Annotated in this window: 7 protein-coding genes; 1 reads left to right on the top strand and 6 read right to left on the bottom strand. The window is 68.8% G+C overall.

Annotated features, from left to right (window positions below; all coding sequences use genetic code 11):
- Positions 1–192: 192 nt before the first annotated feature.
- Positions 193–5,085, bottom strand: a complete 4,893-nt coding sequence (locus AC3ANK_RS07475; protein ID WP_484172600.1) for an alpha-2-macroglobulin family protein — start codon at positions 5,083–5,085, stop codon at positions 193–195.
- A gap of 226 nt (positions 5,086–5,311) precedes the next feature.
- On the opposite strand from AC3ANK_RS07475, the gene AC3ANK_RS07470 reads away from it, so the two are divergent.
- Entirely contained in the window at positions 5,312–6,106 is a 795-nt protein-coding gene (locus AC3ANK_RS07470) for an MOSC domain-containing protein (protein WP_484172599.1), read from the top strand.
- Positions 6,107–6,180: 74 nt separating this feature from the next.
- On the opposite strand, the gene gyrA is transcribed toward AC3ANK_RS07470, so the two are convergent.
- From gyrA to epmA, 5 genes are all read right to left on the bottom strand, one after another.
- Positions 6,181–8,859: a DNA gyrase subunit A gene (gene gyrA, locus AC3ANK_RS07465; protein ID WP_484172598.1), complete on the bottom strand. Its 2,679-nt coding sequence runs from the start codon at positions 8,857–8,859 to the stop codon at positions 6,181–6,183.
- A gap of 339 nt (positions 8,860–9,198) precedes the next feature.
- Positions 9,199–10,257 carry an S-methyl-5-thioribose-1-phosphate isomerase gene (gene mtnA / locus AC3ANK_RS07460; RefSeq protein WP_206859009.1) on the bottom strand — a complete coding sequence of 353 codons (1,059 nt, stop codon included), beginning with the start codon at positions 10,255–10,257 and terminating at the stop codon, positions 9,199–9,201.
- A 117-nt stretch (positions 10,258–10,374) separates the two neighbouring features.
- Positions 10,375–11,139 carry a DUF3011 domain-containing protein gene (locus AC3ANK_RS07455; protein WP_484172597.1) on the bottom strand — a complete coding sequence of 255 codons (765 nt, stop codon included), beginning with the start codon at positions 11,137–11,139 and terminating at the stop codon, positions 10,375–10,377.
- Between the two features lie 90 nt (positions 11,140–11,229).
- Positions 11,230–11,955, bottom strand: coding sequence for a DUF3011 domain-containing protein (locus tag AC3ANK_RS07450; protein ID WP_484172596.1), 726 nt, complete (start codon positions 11,953–11,955; stop codon positions 11,230–11,232).
- Positions 11,956–12,038: 83 nt separating this feature from the next.
- Positions 12,039–13,010 (bottom strand): EF-P lysine aminoacylase EpmA, encoded by a 972-nt coding sequence (gene epmA / locus AC3ANK_RS07445; protein ID WP_242524939.1) that lies wholly within the window; start codon positions 13,008–13,010, stop codon positions 12,039–12,041.
- Between the last annotated feature and the right edge of the window lie 4 nt (positions 13,011–13,014).

Here is a 13,014-nt window from a genome sequence, read left to right as displayed (position 1 = left end):
GGCCCTAGCCACCGTCATCCCGGCGCAGGCCGGGCTCCAGGCTGTCACGGCCGAAGAAGAGCGGGCGTTCGCGAGCGGATGCACGTCCGGCCTGGATCCCGGCCTTCGCCGGGATGTCGGGACATGGGCGATGCGGGCTGCACTCGCGCAGCCCGCGATCCATCGGCATCCGCTGCAACTTCACTTCGAACCTCACTTCCCTCCCGGCTGCACCACCGTCAGCGTCGCCGGCGCGACCTTGCCGACGCCGCGCAGCTCCGGCCGGTACATGTCCTCCACCAGCGACGGCGGCACCGTGTACGTGCCCGGCGTCACCGCGCGCACCAGGTAGAACACGCGCGCCGTGTCGCCCACGTCGAGCTTCAGCGCGGCCACGTAGCGGTCGTCGCGGAATTCCTCGTGGCGCACTTCTGCGGCATCGTCGCGATCGCTCAGCTCGATGCCGTCGATGACCACGCCGGCCCACTGCTTGCCGTCGCCGAGATTGAAGTTCTCGATCTCCAGCCCCGCCGGCAGCAGGTCGGTGAGCAGCGCGTCGGGCATCGGCCGGCTCGCGCGCACGTTGACCTGCACGATCAGCGCGTCGCCTTCGGCCAGTGCGCCGCCGGCCCACGGCGTGCCGTCGGTGGCGTAGTACTTGCGGACGACGTCGATGACGGAGTTCTCCGGCGCCGGTGCCGTGCGGGGCACGCCGGCGACTTCGAAACTCGCATACAACGGCGGCTCGCCCTTCGGCGTGAAGCTCACGCCGCGCGCGACGGCGGCGGCGTCGAACAGGCGGCCGATCAGCCGCGCCGGACCCGCGTCGCTGGACGCATCGCCGACCTTCCATTCGCCCGACACCTGCCTGCCCTGCTCCGCCGTCAGCGCCTTGCCCAGGCGCGCGATGGCGACCTGTTCCTGCGTGCTCAGCCACAGCCAGCCGCGATTGCGGCGCGCGTCCAGTTCGCGGCCGAGATCCACCGCGCGCGCGTCGAATTCCGGCTTCGCCAGCTTGTGCTCGTGCACCAGCGCGATCATCAGCGCATCGTCACGCAGGCGGCTGCCGTAATCGCCGAGGTACTCGGGACGATCCGCTGCATCGCGTGCGAAGCCTTCGGCGATCGCCTTCGCACCGCGCGCCTTGTCGCCCTGCAACGACAGCGCGATGCCCAGATGCACCAGCGGCAGGCCGGTGAGGCTCTGCTTGCGCTCGTTGTCGTACAGCGCGCGCAGCGTGCCCAGCGGCGCGCGGTTGACGCGCGCGAGCGCGTAGCCGGCGTAGGCCTGGTAGGCGAACTTGAGGTGTTCGCGCCGGTCGTAGCCGAAGAACGGCGAACCGCCGGACAGCAGGTCCTCGTTGAGCACCTTCAGCGCCTTCTGCAGCATCGCGTCGGGCACGGCGAAGCCGGCTTGGCGCGCTTCGAGCAGGAACTCCACGACATACGGCGTGATCAGCGGGTTGACGTAATCCCCATCGCCCCACATCGAGAAATGGCCCGAGCCGATCTGCATCGCCGCCAGCCGGCCGAACGCGCCTTCCATGCGTGCGCGACGCTTCGCCGCATCGAGGCCCGTCGTGCCGAGCATCTTCGCCGTGGCATCGTCGAGTTCCAGCGCGGCGAAGCCCTTGCTCGTGGTCTGCTCCGCGCAGCCGTACGGATATTCCAGCGCGCCCTGCAACGCGGTGGCGAACGGGATCGGCGGCAAGGCGCTGACCGACAGGCGCGCGTTGACGGATTCGGGCATGAGGCCGTCGGCGAGCGCCTCATCGAGCGCGATCGCGCCGAGCGAATCCAGCACCTTCGTGCGTGCGCGCACCACCGATGGCCACGCCGGCCTCACCGGCAGGTCGTAGCGGCGATCCACCTTCACGCCGTTGCCGTCCACGCGTACGCGGACCCGCGCGACGGTCATGCCGGCGCGCGCCTGCAAGGGGAAGGTGTAGGTGGTCTTCGCTTCCGCAGCGAGCTGCGCGGTGCGCGTGCCATCGGCGACGGCGATCGGGCCCTCGCCCGTCACCTGCACCTTGAACGTGCCGGCGCGGCCGGTGAAGTTCTGCACGTCGAGCGTGACGTTGCTCCTGTCGCCCGGCGCGAGCACGCGCGGCAGGCTCGCTTCGGCCAGCACCGGCGCGCGCACGATGGTTTCCGCCGCGCGGCTGCCGTACTTGTCGGCCGAATAGACCATCGCCGACACGCGCAACGTGCCGTTGAAGTCCGGCACCGTCAGCCGCACGCGCGCGTTGCCCTTCGCATCGAGCTTCACGGGCCCCGCGAACAGATCGACCGTCTGCACCTTCGCGGTCGGACGCCGCGCCTGCGGCAACGCGGCCAGCGCCATGTCGCCGCCGAAGCGGATCCTGGCCATGTCGCCTTCGAAGCTTTCGATCACACGGCCGTAGACGTCGTAGGCGTCCACGCCGAGGCGGCGCTGCGCGAAGAAATGCGATGCGGCGTCGGGCACCGGGAAACGCGTGATGTTGAGGATGCCCACGTCCACCGCCGACACGGTGACGAACGCGTCCTGCCCGGCGAGCTGCGGCGCGCTCACCGTGACCGGCAGTTCGCGTTCGGGCTGCATCTGTTTCGGTACGGACAGGCCCACGGCGATCTTGCGATCGCGACGGTCCATCGGCACGAACGCCACGCCCACCGCACGCGCCGGCGTGATCCTGCTCGGCGCACTGCCGCCACGGAACACCAGCGCGGTGACGTACACGTCGTGGCGCTCCCAGTCCTTCGTAACGGGAACCTCGAACGTGCTGCCCGCCTTGGCGTCGATGTCCTGCACGTAGAGCATGCGGTCGGTCTCGACCATCAGCAGGCCCTTGCCCGCATGCGGCGGCGTCAACGTGACCTTGAGCGTGTCGCCGGCGCGGTAGGACGTCTTGTCGAGCGCGAGCTTGACCTTGTCCGGACGCGCATCGAGGCCGCGGTTGTCGTCGCTCCAGCTCCAGCCGGCGGTGAACGGATAACGCGTGGTGAGCCTGGTCGCCGGATCGAACACATCGAGGCGGTAATCGCCCCATTCCACCGGGAAATCGACCCGCGTCGCGGAACCGCCGACGTCGACGGTGCGCGTTTCGATGTCCTCGTAACGGCGGGTGAAGTCGTAATCCCAGCCGTCGTCGCCGTGGTTCCAGTGGTAGTCGCGATGCTCGCGCACCAGCGTCACCCGCAGCGCCTTCGCCGGACGCGGCCGGGCGTCGCTGCCGTAGCGGCCGATTTCGAAACCCGCCGTCGCATTCGCATTGCTGCCTTCCTTGTCGTCGAACAGCGGGCGCACGCCGACCAGCGCGTCGGCCGGCCACAGCACGCGCTTGAGGCTGCGATTGACGCTGCGCCCGCCGGTTTCGTACACGCTGCCGGTGAGGATCGCGGCGATGGTGCTGGTCGGCGTGGCTTCGGCCGGCAAAGCAATGTCCTGCGCGAGCCGCCCCTGAGCGTCGAGTGTGGCGTCCACGACGTCGGCCGCTTCCTTCGGCAAGGTCAGCGTGGGATCGCCGAAGAACCAGCCGGGCAGTTGTTCGAGCGGATGCTGTTCGACCGCCACCGCGAGCTTCGCCGTGAAGCGGTTGCCCGCCGCTGGCGCGCCGTAGAGATAGGCGCCGTCCACGCGCAGCTTCAGCGGTTCGCCCGGCTTGAGGACGGCTTGCGCGTCGAGGTCGAGCTTGAGGCGTTCGGGCAGGAATTCCTCCACCCGCAGGGTCATGCCCTGCACCGCGTCCTTGCTGCCCGGATCGGTACGGAATTCCACGCGCCAGCGGCCGGTCGCCGCGTCCGCCGGAATCACCTGCGCATGACGCACGTAGCCCTGCACATCGGGTTGCAGGCGTGTTTCCAGGAACGTCTTGCCGTCGGGCTGCACGTAGCGCAGGAACACCGGCTGCGTCGGCTTGCCGGCCTTCGCGACGGGCTGGCCGTCCTGGTCGCGCAGGAGCGCCGAGACGCGCACCGTTTCGCCCGGGCGGTACAGATCCCGCCCGGACCAGGCGAACACGTCGAACCACGCCTGTTCGCGCCCGTTGACCGCGAACTCCGACAGGTCCAGCGCCGGCTGGTTGAACGGCAGCATCGACACGTCGCGGCCCTTGCTCGCCACCAGCACGTAGGTCGCGTCGAGCCGGTACTTCACCAGCGCGTTGCCGTTGCCGTCGGTTTCGGCCTTCAGCACCGGCTCGCCGCGCGAATCCAGGATGCGCAGTTCCACGCCGGACACCGCCGCGCCGGACTGCAACGACGCGGCATGCACGAACAGCGAGTCCTGGTAGGCGCGCACGTGCAGGCCGAGGTCGCTCACGGTGAAGAACGCGGTCTCGTACTGGTCCTGGAACTGGCCGGCGCGCTTCATCACCGCGAAGTACAGGCCGGGTTCCTGCAGTTCCTTGATGTCCTGCACCGGCAGGTAGGTGAGCACGCGTTCGTTGCGCTTGCCGCCGAGCACGAAGCGGTTCACGTAGACCGGATCGGCGAGGCGGTCCAGCGGCGTCTTGTCGCTGTATTCGCTGCCCAGTTCCCAGCTGCCGCGACGGCCGCCGCGCTGGTATTCGGCGAAGAACTTCGGCAGTTCCTTCTCGCGCACGCGCAGGAATTCGACGTCCACTTCCGGCACGTTGACCGACACCACCGGCAGGCCGCGACTTTCGCGCGCCGGCAGGACGCTGCCCTGCGAGGCGAAGCCGACGACGGGATCCAGCGGCCCGGTGTAGACCTGTCTGCTGACGGGGCCGGCGAGCCGCTCGCCCGAGGCGGCGGTCAGCCCGGCCTTGATGGCCACCGCGTACTCGCGGCTGGCATCCACGTGCGGGAAGCGCAGCAGCTTCGCGTCGTCCGACAGCACCCAGCTGCCCTTGACCACGGCGCCGTTGTTGTCGGTCACCGCGATCAGTTCGTCGAACGACTGGGTGCCCACCAGCGGCTTGCTGAATTCCAGCGCGATGGCGAGCTGCTCGTCGCCCTTCTGGTCCGGGTACGCGGCGACGAGGACGAAGCCCTTCACCGCTTCGGCCTTCGCCTGGATCGCCTCGCCGCTAGGCGCCGGAAGCTGGCCGTCGGCATCGCGCCTGCAGCCGGCCAGCGTCATCAATGCGAGCCCGGCGAACATGAACCAGCGCGTCCATAGGACACGGTTCCGGCCCGCTCGAACGAATCCTTCCGCTGCGCGCTTCATGCGATCTCCCCAGGTTTGGCCGCGAGTATAGAAGCGAAGCGCGACGTCGACAGGACGGTGCGACACGCCAACCGGCAGGCCACGGCTCCCCCGGCAATCGTCTCCTTTACCACGACACGCGGTGCGGTCACGATGAGGCTTCTTCCCACTCCGTACCGCCATGAAGCTGAGCGATCTGTACCTGTATCCGGTCAAGTCCTGCGCGCCGGTGGCGCTGGACGAGGCACGGGTCGAAGCGCGCGGGCTCGCCGGAGACCGGCGCTGGATGATCGTCGATGGCGACGGACGCTTCATCACCGGGCGCCAGTTCCCCGAACTCACGCTCATCCGCGCGCAGCCGGTCGCGGGCGGGCTGACGCTCGATGCGCCGGGCATGCCCTCGCTGCACGTGGCGATCCCGTCGTCCATGGAACACGCGACGGTCGAGATCTGGAAGAAGCCCGTCGATGCCGTGCACGCATCCACCGAGGCGGCGCAATGGCTGGGCCGTTACCTGGGCATCGTCGCGCGGCTGGTGTACATGGACGAGTCGGTGCGGCGACAGGTCGATCCGGCCTTCGCGCGCGAAGGCGACGTCGTCGGGTTCGCGGACAGTTTCCCGGTGATGCTGCTGGGGCGCGGCTCGCTGGCGCTCCTCAATTCGAAGCTCGAAACGCCCGTGTCGATGCTGCGTTTCCGTCCGAACCTGGTGGTCGATGTCGATGCACCGCACGCCGAGGACGCGTGGACGCGCATCGCGATCGGCGAGGTGGAGTTCGACGTCGCCAAGCCCTGCACGCGCTGCAACTTCGTCAACGTCGATCCCTTGACCGGGCGCAAGTCGGACGAGGGACAGCCGTTGAAGACGCTGACCGGCTATCGGCGGTTCGACGTCGGCGTGACGTTCGGGCGCCATCTGATTCCGCGCTCGCCGGGCGTGGTCCGGCGCGGGGACGCGGTGCGGGTGCTGGGCTGATCGCCCGCAACTGCCTGGAATCCAAACGAAACGCCGCCCGAAGGCGGCGTTTTCGTTCAGCGGAACGACTCCGGTCAGCCCGCCACGGGCGAATCCGCTTCCGTCGAAGCCTCATCCGATGCGCCGTCGACCGGACCGGTATCGACCGGCGATTCGCCGCCGTTCTCCTCGTCCTCGTCGAGCGACGCGTCCACGCGTTCGATCGTCTGCAGGCTTTCCTCCGCCGACAGGCGCATCAAGGTGACGCCCTGCGTGTTGCGGCCGACCTGCGAGATCTCCGCCGCGCGCGTACGCACCAGCGTACCGCCGTCGGAAATCAGCAGCACGTCGTGGTGATCCGACAGCTGCACGGCGCCGATCAGCTTGCCGTTGCGCTCGGTGGTCTTGAGCGCGATCACGCCCTGGCCGCCGCGACCCTTGCGCGGGTATTCCTCCAGCGCCGTGCGCTTGCCGTAGCCGCGTTCGCTGGCGGTGAGGATGTCGCCATCGCCTTCGACGACGATCAGGCTGACGACGTAGGCGCCGCTGGTGTTCCTGCCACCGTTGTCGTCGCCGTCATCGCCCTCCTCGCCTTCGGCCAGGCGGATGCCACGCACGCCGGTGGCGGTGCGGCCCATCGAACGCACCGCGTCCTCGGAGAAGCGCACGGCCTTGCCGTTGCTCGCGAACAGCATGATGTCGCGCTGGCCGTCGGTCATCGCGACGTCCACCAGCGCGTCGCCGTCATCGAGGTTGATCGCGATCTTGCCGCGCTGCAGGCGGAAGGCGAACTCGGTGAGCGGCGTCTTCTTGACCGTGCCGTTGCGCGTGGCGAAGAACACGAAGCAGTTCTCGGCGTACTCGCGCACCGGCAGCACGGCCTGCACCTGCTCGCCGTTCTCCAGCGGGATCCAGTTGATGATCGGACGGCCGCGCGCGTTCGGGCCGGCGTCGGGCAGCTGGTGCACCGGCAGCCAGAACACGCGACCGGCGCTGGTGAAGGTCAGCAGCGTGTCGTGCGTGTTCACCAGCCACAGGTGGTCGATGAAATCCTCGTCCTTCGTCGAGGCCGCGTTGCGCCCCTTGCCGCCGCGCTTCTGCGCACGATATGTGCTGACCGGCTGGCGCTTGGCGTAACCCGAATGCGACAGCGTGACCACCACGTCTTCGGGCGCGATGAGGTCGAGGATGTCGAGGTCTTCCTCGCTCGCGCGGATCTCGCTGCGGCGCGCGTCGCCGAATTCTTCCTTGACGTTGCGAAGCTCGGTGCGGATCACCTCCAGCAGCACGTTCGGATCCTCGAGGATCTCGATCAGCCCGCGGATGGTTTCCAGCAGCTGCTTGTATTCGTCGGTGAGCTTGTCCTGCTCCAGTCCGGTCAGGCGGTGCAGGCGCATTTCCAGGATCTGCTGCGCCTGCGTTTCGGTCAGCTGGTAGCGGCCGTCGATGAGACCCACGCCCTGCGGCAGGTCTTCCGGACGCGACGCATCACTGCCGGCCGCGGCCAGCAGCGCGCCGACCAGGCCCGGCTCCCACGTGCGCGAGAGCATGCGGTCGCGCGCTTCGTTCGGGTTCGCCGAGGTCTTGATCAGCTCGATCATCTCGTCGATGTTCGCGAGCGCGACCGTCAAACCTTCCAAAACATGCGCGCGCTGGCGCGCCTTGCGCAGTTCGAAGATGGTGCGGCGGGTGACGACTTCGCGGCGATGCTTGACGAAGACTTCCAGCATCTCCTTCAGGTTCAGCAGCTTCGGCCGGCCATCGACGATGGCGACCATGTTGATGCCGAACACCGACTCCATCTGGGTCTGCTGGTAGAGGTTGTTGAGCACGACCTCCGCCGATTCGCCGCGCTTGACCTCGATGTAGATGCGCATGCCGTCCTTGTCGGACTCGTCGCGCAGCTCGCTGATGCCTTCGAGCTTCTTTTCCTTGACCAGCTCGGCGATCTTCTCGATCAGACGCGCCTTGTTGACCTGGTAGGGAATTTCGGTGACGACGATCGCCTCGCGGCCGTTGTCGGCCACTTCGACTTCCGCGCGCGCACGCATGCGCACGCGACCGCGACCGGTGCGGTACGCGGCGGTGATCCCGGCGGTGCCGTTGATGATGCCGGCGGTCGGGAAATCCGGGCCCGGGATGTACTGCAGCAGGCCGTCGACGTCGATCGTCGGCTCGTCGATCAGCGCGATCGTCGCGTCGATCACTTCGGAAAGATTGTGCGGCGGGATGTTCGTCGCCATGCCGACCGCGATGCCGGCCGAACCGTTGACCAGCAGGTTCGGCACACGCGTCGGCATGACGGTGGGCTCGAGTTCCTTTTCGTCGTAGTTGGGCTGGAAATCGACGGTTTCCTTGTCGATGTCGGCCATCAGCTCATGCGCGATGCGCGACATGCGCGCCTCGGTGTATCGCATGGCCGCGGCGTTGTCGCCGTCGATCGAACCGAAGTTGCCCTGCCCGTCCACCAGCATGTAGCGCAGCGAGAACGGCTGCGCCATGCGCACCAGCGTGTCGTACACGGCCGTGTCGCCGTGCGGGTGGTACTTACCGATGACGTCACCGACGATACGCGCCGACTTGTAATACGGCTTGTTGCTGTGCGCGCCCAGTTCATTCATCGCGTACAGCACGCGGCGGTGCACCGGCTTGAGGCCGTCGCGCGCGTCCGGGAGCGCGCGTCCGACGATCACGCTCATCGCGTAATCGAGGTAGCTGCGGCGCATCTCGTCTTCGAGGTTGACCGGGATGATTTCCTTGGCGAGTTCGGCCATCGGGTTTCCGTGTTTGGTGGTTTGCGCGCGGCTGAACCGGCGGTTCACTCAGCGCGATGTTTCAGCCGCAAAACACCCCTTGCGGGCTGGCGTTCCAGTCCGCTGCGGGCGGTGTCGGATCGACAGGAAATGATAGCACGGAATGGGGTTCCGAGTCCCGCCGATTCCTGACCAGAAACAAGGACTTGCGGGAAAATTACGTGCGTTTTCCGGGTGCGCTGGCGGCTTGCGAGGTGCGGGGGCGGCAATGCGGATTGCCGCGCATTGCGATCGGTACGCCCCGGGGCCCGTTGCCCTGACCCCAGCCCCTCTCCCGTCGGGAGAGGGGTTCTGCGGGGATCAGCCGAAGGCCGCCCTCATCGCCGCTTCGTCCGGCCGCTCGATCACGCCGCGCTCGGTCACGATGGCGTCGATCAGCTCATGCGGCGTCACGTCGAAGACCGGATTCCACGCGCCGATTTCCTCCGCCGCCGTGCGCATGCCGCCGACGGCGAACAGCTCGCCCGGGTCGCGCTCCTCGATGTGGATTGCATCGCCGGACGGCGTTTCCATGTCGACCGTGGAGGACGGCGCGACGACCATGAACTTCAGGCCGTGGTGGCGTGCGGCGATGGCGAGCTGGTAGGTGCCGATCTTGTTGGCGGTGTCGCCGTTGGCGCAGATGCGATCCGCGCCGACGACCACCCACTGCACGTCGCCGGACTTCATCAGGTGCGAGGCGGCGGCGTCGGCGATCAGCGTGGGCGAGATGCCGTCCTGCTGGAGTTCCCACACGGTCAGGCGCGCGCCCTGCAGCCACGGGCGGGTTTCGCCGGCGAACACCTTGTCGATGCGGCCTTCGGCGACGCCGGCGCGGATCACGCCGAGCGCGGTGCCGAAACCGGCGGTGGCGAGCGAGCCGGTGTTGCAATGCGTGAGCACGCCGCTGCCCGGCGGAATCAGCGCGGCGCCCAGCGCGCCCATGCGACGATTCGCGGCGAGGTCCTCGTCGGCGATGGCCTGCGCCTCGCGTTCGAGCACTTCGCGCCAGTCCGCGCCGGCGGCGGCGAGGACGCGGCGCATGCGCGCCAGCGCCCAGGCGAGGTTCACCGCGGTCGGACGCGCGGCATTAAGGCGCTGCATCGCCGGTTCGAGCTTCGCGACCGCGTCGCGTCCATCGTTCGCTTCGATCGTGCGCGAGGCAAGCACCACGCCCCATGCCGCGGCGATGCCGATGGCAGGCGCGCCGCGCACGGTCAGCGCGTGGATCGCCTCGGCGACGGCGTCGCTGTCGGCGCAGGTGACGTACTCGACCACGAACGGCAGCTTGCGCTGGTCGAGCAGTTCCAGGGCCTGCCCGGTCCAGCGGATCGGACGGATGCGGTCGTAGCGGTCGAAATCGATGGCGTTGGTGTTCATCCGGCGAGTTTACAGCGCCGATGTTTCGAACGAGGGACGAGGGGAGGAAGCGGGGAACGAGTGAAGGAGGAACGAGTGCGTCAGCACGCCCTTCCCGTTTCTCGTTCCCGCGCGCGCCTACTGCACCTGGAAATCCCCCCGGCACCCGTTGCTCACCCAGATGCCGTTGCGATCCCAGCCCCAGCTGCGCCCTTCGATGCACGCGGCCTTCGACGCCTGCCGCACCAGGCGCGCGTCGCGGCGGACGGTGACGTTGCAGCGGCGCTGGCGGTGCTCGTCGGAACCGCAGTAGAGCGTCTGCGCGGGACCGCCCCAGCCGGGGTTGTTCCAGCCGCCGCCGTGTCCGCCGCCGTTGCCGCCGCCCCAGCCACCGCCATATCCGCCGGTGGCGAACTCGGCGCGGCAGCCGTCGTTCACCCATACGAAGCCGCGCCCGACGCCCCACGTGCGCCCTTCGATGCACGCCGACTTCGAGTACTGGCGAACCAGCGTCGCGTCGCGGCCGTCGATGGCGCACTGCCGATAGCGGTTGTCGTTGGAATCGCAGCGCACGGTGCGACCCTGGCCACCGCCGGCCCAGCCGCCGCCGCGGCCGGAGACGAATTCCGCGCGGCAGCCGTGATCGACCCAGATGCCCCCACGGTCGTAGCCCCAGCTGCGGCCTTCGACGCAGGACGCCTTCGAGTACTGGCGCACCAGCCGCACGCCGCCGCGCGTGTCGGCGGCGCAGTAGCGGTGGCGGCTGTCGTTGGAATCGCAGCGCACCATCTGCCGCGCACCGTAACGCTCCGCGTCGACCTGCGCCCGCGCGGGCTGCGCCCACAACGCGCCGGCCGCGACCACGACCAGCAGTCCGACCCACCTGAGCGAATTCGCGATCATCGAAGCCCCCTGCGTGCGATGAGAATTGGTCTCAGCGTAATGGGGAAGGCTTAACGGGCGCCGCACCGCAGCGGCCCCGCCCACGGCGGTTCAGCCGCCGGATTGCTGCTGCTTCTGGTGGATCTCGAACTCCGCCCGGCAGCCGTCCTCGACCCAGATGCCGTTGTCGTCCACGCCCCAGCTGCGGCCCTCGATGCAGGCCGCGCGCGAAAGCTGGCGGAACATCCGCACGCCGCCCTTGGTGTCGATCGGGCAATGGCGCGGGCGCTTGTCGACCGAATCGCAGCGCACGATCTCGCGCGGCGTTTCGCTGGCGACGTCGACCATCATGCGGAACTCGGCGCGGCAGCCGCCGGACACCCACACGCCACGCGTGTCGGCGCCCCAGTTCTGGCCGCGCATGCAGGGGTTCTTCGACAGCTGGCGGATCAGCTCGACGCCGGCGCGGGTTTCGGCCGGGCAGTGCGTCCAGCGGTTGCCCCTGGATTCGCAGCGGAACACGCGCGAGCCGTAGCCGCTGCCGACGCTTCCGCCATACCCGAGGACGAAGTCGGCGCGGCAGCCGTCCTTGACCCAGACGCCGGCGGCGCCGACGCCCCAGGTCTCGTTCTCGTCGCAGTCGGTGCGCGACAGCGTGCGCAGCAGGCGCACGCCGCCGCGGACGTCGGCCGGGCAGACGTTGTCCTCGCCGTCCTTGGACTCGCAGCGCAGGATGCGATCGCCGTAGAAACGCCCGCCTTCTTCCTGCGCCCACGCCTCGGGTACGACCACCGCCCATGCCGCAAGCAACGCCGAAACTGCCAAGCCGCGCATCATGCACCCCTGTCTTCCAACCGCCACTGTAAAGGGTCCATGCGTAAACGGGCATCAAGAGTCGGCGGGTGTGCGAATCCGGGACATCAAGCACGCGAAAAGTCGAAGGCCAGCACGTCGGCGATGCGACCGGTTCCCAGCATCGCCATCATCAGGCGGTCCATGCCGAGCGCGACGCCCGCGCAGGCAGGGAAGCCGGCGGCCAGCGCCTTTAGCAGGCGTTCGTCGCGCGGCGGTTCGATGTCGCCGCGTCCGCGCCGGACCTCCCGGTCGCGGTCGAACCGCGCCCCCTGCTCCGCCGCGTCGGCGAGTTCGTGGTAGCCGTTGGCCAGTTCCAGCGGGCCCAGGTAGAGCTCGAACCGCTCGGCGACCGGCGGCTCGCCCTCGCGGATCCGCGCCAGCGCGCATTGGGAGGCCGGGTAGTCGTACACGGCCAGCAGTTCGTCCGCTCCGAATGAGGGCTGCAGGCGGTGCGTCATCAACAGGTCGAGCCAGTCGTCGCGGGTCAGGCCCGCCGGATCGATGACGACCTCGCCGAGCGCGGCGCGCAGCGCGTCGTCGCTGGCGGTGGCCGGATCGATGCCAAGGCGTTCGCGATACAGATCGTGATACGCGATGCGCGACAGCGTCGCCGTGCGTCCGACCAGTGCGAGCGCCGCCTGCACCAGCGCGGCGGTTTCCTCGATCAGCCGCGTGTGGTCCCAGCCCAGGCGGTACCACTCCAGCATCGTGAACTCGGGATTGTGGCGACCGCCCGCTTCGCCATCGCGGAACACGCGACCGAGTTCGTAGCAGTCGCCCAAGCCCGCCGCGAGCAGCCGCTTCAACGGATACTCCGGCGACGTGCGCAGCCAGCGCGTACGCGGCGCGCCGTCGGTCCGGCCACTGAATTCCAGGTGGAACGAGGCGATGTTCGGATCGGTGTTTCCGGCCATCGACATCACCGGCGTTTCCACCTCGACCACGTCGCGCTGCGCGAAGAATGCGCGCACGGTCGCGTTGAGCCGTGCGCGCAGGCGCAGGGCATCGAACGAGGCCGACGGTTGCCAGTCGCCCATGCGG

This window comes from Lysobacter sp. SCRH-1R, assembly GCF_057747855.1.
This window is presented reverse-complemented; position numbering and strand designations above follow the sequence as displayed.